This window comes from Marinimicrobium sp. UBA4209 (assembly GCF_002381585.1).
Lineage (GTDB): Bacteria > Pseudomonadota > Gammaproteobacteria > Pseudomonadales > Cellvibrionaceae > Marinimicrobium > Marinimicrobium koreense.
Genome location: NZ_DFTP01000107.1, coordinates 15185 through 28633, shown reverse-complemented (window position 1 = coordinate 28633; position 13449 = coordinate 15185). Strand labels below are relative to the sequence as shown.

The following is a 13449-nucleotide window of genomic DNA, read 5'->3' as shown; positions in this document are numbered from 1 at the left end:
TGATCGACCTGTTCCCCATGGGCAGCGACTACCCCTACCGGATCGATCTGTTCGACGACGAGGTGGAAACCCTGCGTCGTTTCGACCCCGAAACCCAGATGACCGTCGAGCAGGTAAACCGTATCGAACTGCTCCCGGCACGGGAATTCCCTCTGGATAAAAACGGCATCAATCGCTTCCGGGATCACTGGCACGCCCGTTTTGATGTCGATCATCGCGCCTGCCCGGTCTACCAGGACGTCTGCAGCGGCATTGCCCCACCCGGGATTGAGTACTACCTGCCACTGTTTTTCGAGCAGTCGAGCCACCTGTTCGAGTACCTGCCGGAGAACACCCGGATTTTTGCCCTGGGGGAGCTGGAAGCGGCCGCCGAGCGCTTCTGGAACGAACTGCAGAACCGCTATGAGAGCCGCAAGGTCGACCCTCAGCGCCCGATCATGCCGCCGCGGGACATCTATCTCGGCGTGGACGAGCTGTTCGGCCTGATCAAACCCCTGGCCCGCACCTTCGTACAGACCGCAGCGGTAGAGCCGGGCGCCGGCCGATTCAACTTTGCCACCCAGGCGCCCCCGACCCTGCCGGTCAACCATCAGTCAGACACGCCCCTGGCAGCGGTGGAAGCGTTTCTGATGGAATTCGACGGTCGGGTACTGTTCTGCGCCGACTCCGCCGGCCGACGTGAAACACTGCTGGACCTGCTGGGCCGCATCCGTGTACACCCGACCATCGTCGATAACTGGGACGCCTTTGCGCAGAACGACACGCGCCTGGCCCTCTCCGTGGCGCCCCTGGATCAGGGCCTGCGGCTGCAGGACCCCAATGTGGTGGTCATTGCGGAATCCCAGCTGTTTGGCGACCGGGTTCGTCAGCAGCGCCGACGTCGTCAGGCCCAGGACAACAGCGACCTGATCGTCAAAAACCTGACCGAACTCAAACCCGGCGCCCCGGTGGTGCACATCGACCACGGGGTGGGCCGCTACCGCGGCCTGGAAACCCTGAATGTGGACAGCCAGTCGACGGAATTCCTGACCCTGGAGTACGCCGAAGGCGCCAAGCTGTACGTGCCGGTCACCAACCTGCACCTGATCAGCCGGTTCAGTGGCGCCGATGAGGAGCTGGCGCCACTGCACCGGCTGGGCAGTGAACAGTGGCAGAAAGCCAAACGCAAAGCGGCCGAGCAGGTGCGGGATGCGGCCGCCGAGCTATTGGATATTTATGCCCGTCGCGCCGCCCGCAAGGGCTTTGCCTTTGACGACCCCAAGGCCGCCTATGAGAGCTTTGCCGCCGCTTTCCCGTTTGAGGAAACGCCGGACCAGCAGCGAGCCATCGAGGCGGTGGTGCAGGACATGCTCTCCCCGCAACCCATGGACCGCCTGGTGTGCGGGGACGTGGGCTTTGGCAAAACCGAAGTGGCCATGCGGGCGGCCTTTATCGCCAGCTACAGCGGCAAGCAGGTCGCCCTGCTGGCCCCCACAACCCTGCTCGCCCAGCAGCACTTTGAATCCCTGAAAGACCGTTTCGCCGACTGGCCCATCACCATTGAAGTCCTGTCACGCTTTCGCACCACCAAAGAGGTCAACGAGGTGCTCAAGCGCGTGGAGGCGGGCAAAGTGGATATCGTTGTGGGGACTCACAAGCTGCTGCAGGGAGACCTCCGCTACAAGAACCTGGGGCTGCTAATCATCGATGAGGAACATCGATTCGGTGTGCGCCAGAAGGAGAAACTCAAGGCGTTGCGGGCCGAGATCGATATCCTCACCCTGACCGCCACCCCGATCCCCCGGACGCTCAACCTGTCAATGTCCGGCATTAGGGATCTGTCCATCATTGCCACCCCGCCGGCGCGCCGTCTGTCGGTCAAAACCTTTGTCCGCACCCAGGACGACGCCACCATCAAGGAGGCGATTCTGCGGGAAATCCTGCGCGGCGGGCAGGTGTATTACCTGTACAACGAAGTCAAAAATATCGAACGGATCGCCCGGGAGTTGGGGGAAATGATCCCGGAAGCCCGGGTGGGCATCGGCCACGGCCAGATGCGCGAGCGCGATCTGGAACGGGTCATGTCGGACTTTTACCACAAGCGGTTCAATGTGATGGTGTGCACCACCATTATCGAGACCGGCATCGACGTCCCGAGCGCCAACACCATCATCATTCACCGGGCCGACAAATTTGGCCTGGCCCAGTTGCACCAACTGCGGGGCCGGGTCGGCCGCTCGCACCATCAGGCCTACGCCTATCTGCTGACCCCCGAACGCCGCGCCATGACCGCCGACGCACTCAAACGCCTGGACGCCATTGCGGCGGCCCACGACCTGGGCGCCGGCTTTACCTTGGCCACCCACGACATGGAAATTCGCGGCGCCGGGGAACTGCTCGGGGAGGAACAGAGCGGCCAGATCCAGACCGTGGGCTTCTCGCTCTACATGGATATGCTGGACCGGGCCATCAAGGCCATCCGGGCCGGCAAGACGCCGGATATCGAACAGCCTCTGGACTCCGGCATCGATGTGAACCTGCGCATCCCGGCCCTGATTCCCGCGGACTATCTGCCGGATGTCCACACCCGCCTGGTGCTGTACAAGCGACTGGCCAACGCGGAATCCGATGAGGCTCTGCGCGAGCTTCAAGTGGAAATGATCGACCGGTTCGGGCTGCTACCCGAGGCGACCAAGAATCTGTTTGCGGTGACCGCGCTGAAACTGCGTGCGGAAAAGCTCGGCATCGCCAAACTCGAAGCCGGCGACCGGGCCGGTCGACTGGAATTTTCCGAGCAAACCGAGGTCGATCCCCTGACCATTGTGCAATTGGTGCAAAGTGACCCACAAACCTACCAATTGGCAGGGGCGAATCATTTAAAATTCGTTCGAAATATGGAAAATGGCGAAACACGACTGAACGCTGTTTCAGAACTGCTGGATAAACTGACGCCCGGAAACCGCTCATGACCCACGCTTTGCGCACCTCCCGCACCTCCCTCGCTCTGGCCGCCCTGCTCGGCCTGGCCGCCACCTGCGCCATGGTGCCAACCCTGGCCGAGGACCCGGCCGACTGGTACCAGGTGGAAATGATCGTGTTCGAGCGGATCGGCGGTGCAGACGGCATCGAACAGTGGCCGCGCAACATCCAGTTGCGCTACCCATTCAACTGGGTGACGCTGCATGACCCGGAGTCCGATCTGGCGGATACCGAGGACACCTCGCCCCCCCGCCCCTCCTGGGACAACGGCCTGGCGGCCCTGCGAGAACCGGCCCCCGCCGACTTGGCCCGGGACGCTTTCCTCCCCCTGCCCGAGGACCTGCGCTCCATGGACCGGTTCGCGAATGCCATGAACCGCTCCGGTCAGTATCGGGTCCTGTTTCACGAGGCCTGGCGCCAGCCGGTCACCGAGCTGGAAGAAAGTCCCGCGCTGCTGATTCAGGGCGGCGATACCTTTGATAACCACACCGAGCTCGAGGGCAGCATCACCCTGAGTGTGTCGCGCTACCTGCACCTGCACACCCGCCTGTGGTTCACCGAGTTCGAGCCCAATTACGGCCAGCCCCCCGGCGCCTGGCCGGAACTGCCCCGGCGCCCCGACGCACCGCAACCGGACAATGCGCCCACCACCGACGATCGAGAGACGGCACCCCTGTGGGGCGACGAATGGCAAAACCCGACTGGTAACGCCTGGGACACGAGCCTGAACACCACCTCAAGCCTGCCGGACTTTCTGGAAGAGGACTATCTTCCCCGCCGTATCGTGACCCTGAACCAGCAGCGGCGAATGCGCAGCGAAGAGCTGCACTACCTGGACCACCCTATTGTCGGGCTGATGATTCGAGTCACCCCTTACGAACGTCCCGACGAAGAAGAGACCGGAAGCGACGAAGAGTAAGCGGGAACAGGCGGGTGAGAAAAGAGTAATCGGAGGGAGAAACGGTTATTACCTTGATCAACATGAACACACCCGCCCGCTACCGGCGACGGGTGACCGCACTGGTGTCAGGCAACGGCGACGACGTCGTCGGCCTGGAGCCCTTTGTCACCTTCGAGCAGCTCAAACTCCACACTCTGCCCTTCTGACAGAGAGCGGTAGCCCTCACCTCGAATGTTGCGGTAGTGCACGAAAATATCGTCACTGTCTTCGCCACAGGTGATAAACCCGTAGCCTCTGGCGTTATTGAACCATTTGACGGTTCCTGACGCTCGCTCAGCCATAGTGATACCCCATTATTCTTATGAAAAATCCTGACGTCTTTCGTCTTTAAGTTCTTAACACCCGGTCACCCGGGTTTTACTCCATCCGTTATTAACGGACGCCGACGTTTTAAGCCATCTGATCCCGATTGTCCAGTCTCGCCTGTGGATTTTGAGACACTCTTAGCGTTTTTGGTTATATGGACAACCAGGGAGCCTGGCTAATGCCGGACATCAGACTCGGGAACTGCGTATAGGCCGGGCGCGTTACGCCACAATCCCTGATAATCCATGCCAAACCCGAACACAAAGCGATCCGGCACCGTCAGCCCGACAAAGTCCGCCTCCACCGCCGGCGGGTCAGGCAGGCGCTTTTGCACCAGCGCCACCGTATGGATGGAGAGCGCCCCCTGCCCCCGGCAGGCCTCCACGAGCCCCTTCAGCGTCAGCCCCCGATCGAGTATATCGTCAACAATCAGAATCCGTCGGCCGGCCAGCGGAGTAGCCGGTCGGTGCAGCCACCGCAACTGGTCATCGCCTTCCATCCGATGCCCATAGCGACTGGCGTGAATATAATCCGTTTCCAGCGGCATCGACAGGCGCGGCAGCAAGTGTCCGGCGGTCACCAGGCCGCCGTGCATCACCGTCAGCACCAGCAGTGGCTCAGGCCCGGTCAACCTGTCGCCTATTTCGCTGGATAGACGATCGAGCGCCCGCTCCAGCTCGTCCCGGGTATACAGGCACTCCGCCGCCTCGGGCCAATGGGCATCAATCACCATCGCCACCGGACTGCTCGCCGTCCACCTCGGGACCATAGGTCGCATCGCCCGCCGAGCGATTGCTCGGCTCTTGATTCTTGCCTGAGGCCCGGTCTGCTCCCTTATTCTCCGCCGGTGATTCACGCTCGGACTGGGATGCCCCCCCACCGTCATGGCCCGACAGACGGACCGGCTCAGGCACATGCAGTGTGGAAGTCGGGAACGCAATTTCCGCACCGTACCCAGCAATAATGTCGGCGATTTTCAGCATGACATCCTGCTTGATTTCGTGAAACTCCACCCAATTGACGGTTTTGGTGAAGGTGTAGACGAAGAAGTCCAGCGAACTGGCGGCAAAGCTGTTGAAATTGACAATGAGCGTCTGATGGTCTGTTTCAATGCGCTCGTCGTCCAGCAACATCTGTCGGACATCGGCAACAATATCATCCATCTTGTCGACATCATCGTAGCGGATGCCGATGGTTTCCAGAATCCGCCGATTTTCCATGCGTGAGGGGTTCTCCACCGAAATCTGGGTGAAGGTAGCGTTGGGCACATACAGTGGCCGGCGGTCAAAGGTGCGGATACGGGTCTGACGCCAACCGATATTTTCCACCACACCCTCAATCTCCTTGTCCGGTGACCGCACCCAGTCACCGACCGCGAACGGACGATCCATATAAATCGTCAGACCACCAAAAAAGTTCGCCAGCAGGTCCTTCGCGGCAAAACCCACTGCGATACCGCCGACACCACCAAAGGCAAGTACCCCGGAGATACTGTACCCGAGCGCCTGCAGCAGCCCCAGCACCGCGGTGATGACCACCGAGGCCCGTAACAGCTTACTGACCGCACCTACCGTGGTGGGATCACCCGGCTCCCCGACTCTCGGGTTCAGAAACTCTTTCTCTCCCAACCGGATAAAGCGCACCAGAAACCACGTAACCAGCAACACAATACCCACCTGACGAATGGTCTCAACCGCACCCATCAGCTCGATATCCGCCCCCTGATGGGTCAGGTAGCTGGCCCAACTGATGCCCATCAGCCAGATGATGCCCTTCAGTGGCGGTCGAACCGAGCGGAACGCCATCATCAGCCAGATGGCGTTCGCGCTGTCTGCCTTCTTCTCCAAGCGTTTGACAATAAAGCTGACCACCATGGCCACTACCAGAGTGGCCAACACCACAGCAAATGCATGCAGTATCCAGAGCTGATCCCGATCGGCCAGATCGGTCAGGAAGGTCTTTATCGGATCCAATAATTCCATGGCAATCACTCAAACATGTTTAGACAAAGTTTTTATGTAAAACTCTGCCGATAGATTCATTTAGACTCAGCGGAGTATACCCACGCCGAGGCAAAAGCCAAAACCTCAAGGAAAATTAGGCAATTACCGCGACCGACCCCACGAGTTCCCGGACAACTCGCTTCCTGAGCGTCCTCCCGCCGCTCGCGCACCGCTTGCTAGGGAGCGGAAAAGCCATGGTAAGGTAACTCATCGGCGATTCCGCCGCACCGCGGACGCTTTTCATTCACGCAGATGGGAGCATTGAGTCATGGGCTTTCAGTCTCCAAGCATTGGCGCCTGGTACTTTGATCGCGAAGACCAGCAGGTCTTTGAAGTGGTCGCGCTGGATGAGCAGCAGGGTACCATTGAGGTGCAGTATCTCGACGGTGCCATCGGTGAATTTGACCTGGAAACCTGGCCCCTACTGCCACTGGTGCCCGCGGCCGCCCCGGAGGACTCCGAAGCCGGCTACGAACTCAGCCAGGAGGATCGCTGGAACGACGATGACGTGCTGGTCCCGGACTCCTGGAACAACCCCCTGAACGACATCGAGCCCGACCTCTTCCCCGGCTACGACGACTGAGCCCGCCGCCAACCCGCCCTGCCCCCAACCACTTTTGTCACCTGTGCTTGCATACAGGTGATAACTGTATATAATCACAATATCTGTATAAAAACCCAGACCACACTGGTCCCCACAGAACTGCCACGGAGCTCGCCATGTACAACTTGACCCCTCGCCAGGAAAAGGTGTTGCAGTTGATCAAGAATTACGCGGAAGAAACCGGCTATCCGCCAACCCGCGCCGAGATTGCCCGCATTCTGGGGTACAAATCCGCCAATGCCGCCGAGGAGCACATCAAGGCGCTGGCCCGCAAAGGCGCCATCGAAGTGATTCCCGGCGCCTCCCGCGGCATCAAGCTGGTCGAGCCACAGCAGGGACTGCCACTGGTCGGACGGGTCGCGGCCGGCAGCCCCATTCTTGCGCAGGAACACATCGAAGATTACTGCCAGCTCCCCCACAGCTTTTTTACCCCGCAGGCGGATTACCTGCTGCGCGTGCATGGCATGAGCATGAAAGACGCCGGCATTCTGGACGGCGATCTGCTGGCGGTTCACCGCACTCAACAGGTCCGCAACGGTCAGATTGTGGTCGCTCGCATTGGTGAGGAGGTCACAGTAAAACGCTTCAAGCGAGTCGGCAACCGCGCCCAGGTAGAGCTCTGGCCGGAAAATCCGGATTTCGATGTCATTGAGGTGGACTTGCGCGATCAGGAGTTCACTATTGAAGGTCTCAGTGTAGGAGTCATTCGCCGTGATTAACGCCCCCATTCAATCGGCATCACCGGCACCCGCCGGCGGCATTACCGAGCTGGTACTGACCCACAACGCCCCGGAGCAGACCCAACTGTTACTGCCCATGGTGGCGCACCTGAGCCGAACCCCGAGCGATCGTTGGCTGACCTGGATCAGTCCCGGCCCGGTGGACCGCAGGTTGCTCGAGCGGTACGGCGTGGATACACGCAGCATTCGCCTGATTCACGCACCGGAAACCGACGACAGCCGCTGGATACTCTGGGAAGCCCTTGCCAAAGGCAACAGCCACACCGTCATTGCAAGCCCGGGTGCCTTGAGCGATCGCGAGCTAAAGCAACTCGAAGCCGCCGCCTTGCAGGGGCAATGTCAGGCACTGTTATTGCGGGTTCGATAGCGGAGGGACAAGCTACTTGCGCTCCAGGGCTGGAGCGACTCTGCGTTGCTTTAAACGCTAACCTTCCGCCGCACGTGAACGCGACTCATTGGGCGCGGAACAGTCACTTTAAAGAGACTGGGACCTCAGCGGAGACTGTAGCCTCAGTGATAAACCGGCTTTTCCTCGGTATCGGCAAACTCACCCAGAAAATCTTCCACGCCGTCTTCGGCAATCTCACTGGCGGCTTCCATACCCGCCTCGATCATGGCCTTGGCCACATCCAGTTTGCCTTCACGCATATAGGACAGGGAGTCGGCGGAGAACCGGATGCTCACCAGAGGCTCGCCATTCTCATCGGCCCGCTGCAGAACCACATCACCGTTGGCCAGTTCCACAATTTCATACAGGGATGATGACATAACTTCTCCGCCTTCTTCGATAACAACTGCCCATCAGTTTACCACAGGCTGCCCGGCCAGGGCTCCCCCTCAGTATTCCGCGCTGGTCTCGCGCTGACGTTCCACCAACTCGTTTAACGCCTCAAACCACTGGGTCAGCCGGGCCTGGGTAATCTTTCCCGGAGCGCCGTCGGGCGACTCCAGGTCCAGCACCTCAATGCGCGCGACCGGCGCTGCTCCTGAGGCAGCCCAGCAGGCGTCGTAGGCCTCCTGGAGGGCAGACAGCCAGCTGTCCGGATTGGTGCGAAGGGTGAGCAGCTCACGGGCTTCTGAGGGGTTCTTGCCGAAACGCTCGAGCGCATCCAGCAAGTCCTGCTCGGTGGTGATACGACTCACGTCGGGAACCGAATAGTTTTCGGCCAACTCCCGCAGATAGTGCCGGTAGGCACAGAGCAGGTGAAAGGCCGCTCCATCGAGCAGCGCCTGCTGGCGCAGGCGCTCGTTGGCGTTCCCGGGCGCGCCATCCCGGACCAGCTGTTTGAGCAGCGCACGACAATAGGCCAATTTCTGATTGACCCGAGTCAGACTGGTTCCAGCCATTAACAAACCTCATCAACAGCCCGGCGGCTGATTACTTGTTGGCGACCCACTTGCCTTTTTCATAAAAGGCTTTCCAACCGGTCGCCTTACCGTCCACTTCGGACTGCACATACTGCTCTTTGGTCTTCCGGCTGTAGCGAATCACCGTTTTGTTGCCATCCGGGTCTTCCGTCGGCGCGGAAAAGAGAAATTTGTACTTAGGATCGATCTCTTTTTTGTGCGGCACAATTTCCGCCACCAGAGGCGCGCGGGTCTCCCGGTTTTTGGGGAACTGGCTCGCCGCCAGGAACAGGCCGGATGCCCCATCGCGCAGGACGTAAGTGTCATCCACCTTCTCGCACTGGAGCTCCGGCATGGGTACCGGGTCCATTTTCGGTGGCGCTGGCTCACCGCTCTTGAGCAGCTTGCGGGTATTTTTACACTCACTGCTGGTACAGCCGAAGTACTTACCGAAACGGCCGGTCTTGAGCTGCATTTCGCTGCCACACTTGTCGCACTCAAGGGTCGGGCCTTCGTAGCCTTTCAGCTTGAAGCTGCCCTCTTCCACTTCGTACCCCGGACAATCCGGGTTGTTGCCGCAGATGTGCAACTTGCGCTTGCTGTCGAGCAGATAACTGTCCATGGCGGTGTTGCACAACTTGCACCGGCGTTTGGTGCGCAGCAGCCGGGACTCGGCCTCTTCATCGGCATCCGCATCCAGCGCTTCGTCGCCGGAGACCAGATTCATGGTGTTTTTACAGCGCTCTTTGGGCGGCAGGCTGTAGCCCGAGCAGCCCAGGAACACGCCCGTGCTCCCGGTGCGGATCTGCATCGGCCGACCACACTGATCGCACTTGATGTCGGTATCGGTGGGCGAGTTGGCCCGCATACCGTTCTCACTGCTCTGGGCCTGCTCCAGTTTACGGGTGAACTCCGCGTAAAACTCGTCGAGCAGCTGCTGCCAGTTTTTCTCACCCTGGGCGACATCGTCCAGGGAGTCTTCCATACTGGCGGTAAAGCCGTAATCCATCAGGTCATCAAAACTTTCCACCAGGCGCTCGGTGACGATATCGCCCATTTTTTCGGCGTAGAACCGGCGGTTTTCCTGACGCACGTAACCGCGATCCTGGATCGTGGAGATGATCGACGCATAAGTGGATGGGCGACCAATCGCCCGCTTCTCCAATTCTTTTACCAGGCTCGCTTCAGTAAAGCGCGCCGGCGGTTTGGTGAAGTGCTGCGAGGGCTCGAGTTTGATCAGAGGCAGCACCTGCCCCACTTTGATATCCGGCAGCACCACGTCTTCATCTTTTTTGGCCACCGGAGGCAACACCTTCAGGAAGCCGTCAAAGCGAATGACCCGGCCGCGGGTGCGCAGCTCGAAGTCCTCGGCCTTGACCACGATCGAGGTACTGGTAAATTCCGCCGGGCTCATCTGGCAGGCCACAAACTGCTGCCAGATCAGGGTATACAGTCGCTCAGCGTCGCGCTCCATACCACTGAGGTGATTGGGCTTTACCGTTACGCTGGAGGGGCGGATCGCTTCGTGTGCCTCCTGGGCCCCCTCCTTGCTGGAGTAGACCACCGGGCTTTCCGGCAGATAGCGCTTGCCGTACTCATCCTGAATAAAGTCACGGCAGTTGGCCACCGCTTCCTGACTCAGGTTGGTGGAGTCGGTTCGCATGTAGGTGATATAACCCGCCTCATACAGGCGCTGGGCCATCATCATGGTTTTCTTGACCCCAAACCCCAACCGGGTGCTCGCGGCCTGCTGAAGGGTAGAGGTAATAAATGGTGCCGGTGGTTTGGACTTGGTGGGCTTGTCTTCCCGGTCCGCCACCTCGTAACGTGCCCCTTCCAGCGCCTTGACCGCAGCCATGGCCTGGGACTCATTGAGCGGCTTGAACGCCTTGTCGCCCTGCTTCTTGACCTCGAAGCGCACTGCCTCGCCACCGCCGGCTTTCAGCTGGGCCGCCAGGGTCCAGTATTCCTCGGGCACGAAGGCGCGAATTTCCCGCTCGCGCTCAACCACCAGGCGCACCGCCACCGACTGTACCCGTCCGGCCGACAGACCGCGGGCGATTTTCTCCCACAGCAGCGGCGACAGCATATAGCCAACCACCCGGTCCAGGAATCGGCGCGCCTGTTGGGCATTGACCCGGTCCCGATCGATACGACCGGGCTGTTTGAAGGCGTTCTGAATTGCGCTTTTGGTGATTTCGTTAAACACCACCCGTCGATACTGCTCGGGCTGCCCACCAATGGCCTCCTGCAGGTGCCAGGCGATCGCCTCCCCTTCGCGGTCCAAATCCGTTGCGAGGTAGATGGTGTCGGCCTTGGCCGCCAGCTTGCGCAGCTCATCGACCACTTTTTCCTTACCCGGCAGAATTTCATAGTGGGCATCCCAGCCGTGCTCGGGATCAATACCCATCCGTTTGATCAGCTGCTCTTTCTGCTTCTTCGCCTTGTACTTGGCCTTTTCGTCCGGCGACAGCTTGCGGGTCTTGGCGGCCTGACGGGCGCGCTCCTTGGGATCGACCGGTTTGGAGTTGCCGCTGGTGGGCAGATCCCGAATGTGACCGACACTGGACTTGACGATAAAATCGTTGCCCAGATATTTATTGATCGTCTTGGCCTTGGCCGGGGATTCGACAATAACTAAGGATTTACCCATGCGACTCTTCTTTGTCCGTTCCGAGTGAGAGCGGCTAGCCGGATGGCCAGAGCGCTGCAAAATGCCGGTTGAGGTGCGCATATATAAGTCCTCAACCGGGCTGGGTCAAGTCGCGAACTTCCTCAGGGCCTCGATCCACCCCGCCGGAACCGTCGCTCAGGTGCTTCCCTCACAGCGCCGACGGGGTCGCCGACGGCCCCGGGAAGACGCGTCTATCTACTTGATTTACAAGGGTTTGATAAAAATAGATCATAAAGCTTTGGCAACGCGGGCCGACAACCTGAAAAGCGGACTCAACCCCGTCAGGAATTATTTCTTCCATTGATGACCCCCGGAGCGTCATGGCCAGCTTATTGCTGCTGACATCACTGCTGTTTCTATCGCTGCTGATCGTGCATCTGGTCAACCAGCGCGAGGAACGCTTTCGCCAGATCCGATTGCGGCAGCGCCGGGTTCGCTGGCGCATCGACGCCCTGGAGGAGGTACTGGTCGGGATCGAAGAGACCTTGCCCAACCGCGCCATCGCCCGCAGTATCAACCGGGAAATACTGCACCTGCTCGAGCAGATGCTGGAGCTCGAGGCGGGCGACAAAACCCACCTGGAAACCCGAGTTGCCCATGTTCGGGAGCGGGCGGAAGACATGTTGCACGATCAGGAGCCGAGCCACGCCGGCCGCCTGCGGGAGAGCGACGCCGAAATGGCGCGCGCCAGGGAGTGCCTGGATCAGGCCGCTCAGGTATTGCGTCGACAGGACAACGAGGGGCGACTGGAGGGGGGTACACTCAGTGACTACCTGCTCGAGCTGTCCTGGACCCGATTGATGATCGATGTGGTGACCTACATTGCCGAGGGCCACAAGGCGTTACAGCGCGGGGATATCACCACGTCCCAGGCGTATTACAAGCGCGCCCAGGGGCTGCTGATCGGTTCCGATCACCCCTACCCGCAACGCATGGCGATGATCCGGGAGCTCGGGGAGGTGATTCAGGGCAAGCGCAAGGCGCTCAGCCAGGAGCTGATGCCGGAGACGGACTACAACCCCTGAGGGCGGCCAGCGTCTCCTCGACAACCGCGAGCGCCCGGTCACCCCCCGCTTCGGTCCAATAGATCGACCACCCCCCCGGGTCACCACTGAGGGCGCGTACCGAGCGCGGCATTCGGGGCAGACACTCGCGCAAACAGGCTCGCTCAGCGGGCGTCGCTCGGCCCTTTCCCTGCCAGGCCCATACCCCCATAAAATGCGACTCGTGCTCGTAGGCGGCCCGCACCAGCATCCAGTCCCGGGCCGGCCCTCCCCCTTTGGCCGCGGGCTGGCGATAGACCGGCAGTCGCTCCGGTTCACTGAGATCGGTTGCCTGTCTGGGCAAGGCTTCCAGAGTGACCCGCAGGCCTTTTTCGGTCGCCCGCCGACGCACCGCTTCCTGCTGGCGGTCGCGCTCGCTGGGTTGAAGCATCATGACCGGCCCCAGCACCATGGCGAGCACGCCCAGTAAAATGACGACTATCCAGATATTCACCGCTCACACTCCTCCCGGTATTGACTGTTCCACTGATCCCGCTCTTTAAAAGTGCTACTATCAATAGCATCGGAGAGCAAAATATCTCTCCCAGTTACAGGTCGTTCGCCAACCAGTTACGGGACGTCAGATTATGGCAGTTTACAAACATATTATTGCTGGCCTGGACTTGTCCGAGGAGTCGCCCCAGGTTCTGCAGAGAGCCACCGAGCTCGCCCAGGCCTGCCAGGCTACGGTCAGTGTCGCCCATGTCATCGAGCCGCTGACATTCGCCTACGGCGGCGACATGCCCGTGGATCTGTCAGAGGTTCAGGAGCAACTGCAACTCAAAGCCGAACAGGAGCTGCATCGTCTGACCC

Annotated in this window: 14 protein-coding genes; 7 read left to right on the top strand and 7 right to left on the bottom strand. The window is 60.2% G+C overall.

Features of this window, described 5'->3' with window-relative positions:
- Both mfd and B3187_RS15870 read left to right on the top strand, forming a co-directional pair.
- The coding region (gene mfd, locus B3187_RS15875) for a transcription-repair coupling factor (RefSeq protein ID WP_286807428.1) at positions 1-2948 on the top strand (2948 nt) is incomplete at its 5' end.
- On the top strand, positions 2945-3877 hold the full coding sequence (locus B3187_RS15870; RefSeq protein ID WP_286807427.1) for a CsiV family protein: 933 nt from the start codon (positions 2945-2947) through the stop codon (positions 3875-3877). The genes mfd and B3187_RS15870, both read left to right, overlap by 4 nt.
- Before the next feature lie 107 nt (positions 3878-3984).
- On the opposite strand, the gene B3187_RS15865 is transcribed toward B3187_RS15870, so the two are convergent.
- The 3 genes from B3187_RS15865 to B3187_RS15855 form a co-directional block, all read right to left on the bottom strand.
- Positions 3985-4200: a cold-shock protein gene (locus B3187_RS15865; protein WP_024460332.1), complete on the bottom strand. Its 216-nt coding sequence runs from the start codon at positions 4198-4200 to the stop codon at positions 3985-3987.
- A gap of 200 nt (positions 4201-4400) precedes the next feature.
- The gene (locus B3187_RS15860; RefSeq protein ID WP_286807473.1) at positions 4401-4958 is read right to left on the bottom strand and encodes a hypoxanthine-guanine phosphoribosyltransferase; all 558 of its coding nucleotides are present in this window, start codon (positions 4956-4958) and stop codon (positions 4401-4403) included.
- Positions 4948-6207 carry a mechanosensitive ion channel family protein gene (locus B3187_RS15855; protein WP_286807426.1) on the bottom strand — a complete coding sequence of 420 codons (1260 nt, stop codon included), beginning with the start codon at positions 6205-6207 and terminating at the stop codon, positions 4948-4950. The genes B3187_RS15860 and B3187_RS15855 overlap by 11 nt, the downstream gene beginning before the upstream one ends.
- Before the next feature lie 289 nt (positions 6208-6496).
- Between B3187_RS15855 and B3187_RS15850 the strand changes: the two genes are divergently transcribed.
- The 3 genes from B3187_RS15850 (at position 6497) to B3187_RS15840 (ending at position 7939) form a co-directional block, all read left to right on the top strand.
- On the top strand, positions 6497-6811 hold the full coding sequence (locus B3187_RS15850) for a DUF6763 family protein (RefSeq protein ID WP_123637497.1): 315 nt from the start codon (positions 6497-6499) through the stop codon (positions 6809-6811).
- Between the two features lie 137 nt (positions 6812-6948).
- Positions 6949-7551, top strand: coding sequence for a transcriptional repressor LexA (gene lexA / locus B3187_RS15845; RefSeq protein ID WP_024460336.1), 603 nt, complete (start codon positions 6949-6951; stop codon positions 7549-7551).
- Complete coding sequence (locus tag B3187_RS15840; RefSeq protein WP_286807424.1) at positions 7544-7939, top strand: cell division inhibitor SulA; 396 nt, start codon at positions 7544-7546, stop codon at positions 7937-7939. The genes lexA and B3187_RS15840 overlap by 8 nt, the downstream gene beginning before the upstream one ends.
- A 143-nt stretch (positions 7940-8082) precedes the next feature.
- Here the strand turns inward: B3187_RS15840 and B3187_RS15835 are convergent, their stop codons facing one another.
- From B3187_RS15835 to topA, 3 genes are all read right to left on the bottom strand, one after another.
- A complete protein-coding gene (locus B3187_RS15835) occupies positions 8083-8340 on the bottom strand; it encodes a hypothetical protein (protein ID WP_024460338.1) in 258 nt (85 codons plus the stop codon).
- Between the two features lie 69 nt (positions 8341-8409).
- Positions 8410-8919 carry a DUF6586 family protein gene (locus B3187_RS15830; RefSeq protein WP_286807423.1) on the bottom strand — a complete coding sequence of 170 codons (510 nt, stop codon included), beginning with the start codon at positions 8917-8919 and terminating at the stop codon, positions 8410-8412.
- Between the two features lie 31 nt (positions 8920-8950).
- Positions 8951-11572 carry a type I DNA topoisomerase gene (topA, locus tag B3187_RS15825; RefSeq protein WP_286807422.1) on the bottom strand — a complete coding sequence of 874 codons (2622 nt, stop codon included), beginning with the start codon at positions 11570-11572 and terminating at the stop codon, positions 8951-8953.
- Between the two features lie 341 nt (positions 11573-11913).
- On the opposite strand from topA, the gene B3187_RS15820 reads away from it, so the two are divergent.
- Entirely contained in the window at positions 11914-12618 is a 705-nt protein-coding gene (locus B3187_RS15820) for a hypothetical protein (RefSeq protein ID WP_286807421.1), read from the top strand.
- Here B3187_RS15820 and B3187_RS15815 read toward each other — a convergent pair.
- Positions 12578-13090: a hypothetical protein gene (locus tag B3187_RS15815; RefSeq protein ID WP_123637503.1), complete on the bottom strand. Its 513-nt coding sequence runs from the start codon at positions 13088-13090 to the stop codon at positions 12578-12580. The two genes, B3187_RS15820 and B3187_RS15815, sit on opposite strands and share 41 nt — an antisense overlap.
- A 133-nt stretch (positions 13091-13223) precedes the next feature.
- Here B3187_RS15815 and B3187_RS15810 point away from each other — a divergent pair.
- Positions 13224-13449: universal stress protein (locus B3187_RS15810; protein WP_286807420.1), on the top strand; the 226-nt coding region annotated here is incomplete at its 3' end.

Bases quoted from the DNA above. Each gene is read 5' to 3' on its own strand.
- B3187_RS15870 (WP_286807427.1), top strand. From the start codon at position 2,945: ATGACCCACGCTTTGCGCACCTCCCGCACCTCCCTCGCTCTGGCCGCC.
- B3187_RS15855 (WP_286807426.1), bottom strand. From the start codon at position 6,207: ATGGAATTATTGGATCCGATAAAGACCTTCCTGACCGATCTGGCCGAT.
- lexA (WP_024460336.1), top strand. From the start codon at position 6,949: ATGTACAACTTGACCCCTCGCCAGGAAAAGGTGTTGCAGTTGATCAAG.
- B3187_RS15830 (WP_286807423.1), bottom strand. From the start codon at position 8,919: ATGGCTGGAACCAGTCTGACTCGGGTCAATCAGAAATTGGCCTATTGT.
- B3187_RS15820 (WP_286807421.1), top strand. From the start codon at position 11,914: ATGGCCAGCTTATTGCTGCTGACATCACTGCTGTTTCTATCGCTGCTG.
- B3187_RS15865 (WP_024460332.1), bottom strand. From the start codon at position 4,200: ATGGCTGAGCGAGCGTCAGGAACCGTCAAATGGTTCAATAACGCCAGA.
- B3187_RS15860 (WP_286807473.1), bottom strand. From the start codon at position 4,958: ATGGTGATTGATGCCCATTGGCCCGAGGCGGCGGAGTGCCTGTATACC.
- topA (WP_286807422.1), bottom strand. From the start codon at position 11,572: ATGGGTAAATCCTTAGTTATTGTCGAATCCCCGGCCAAGGCCAAGACG.
- B3187_RS15835 (WP_024460338.1), bottom strand. From the start codon at position 8,340: ATGTCATCATCCCTGTATGAAATTGTGGAACTGGCCAACGGTGATGTG.
- B3187_RS15850 (WP_123637497.1), top strand. From the start codon at position 6,497: ATGGGCTTTCAGTCTCCAAGCATTGGCGCCTGGTACTTTGATCGCGAA.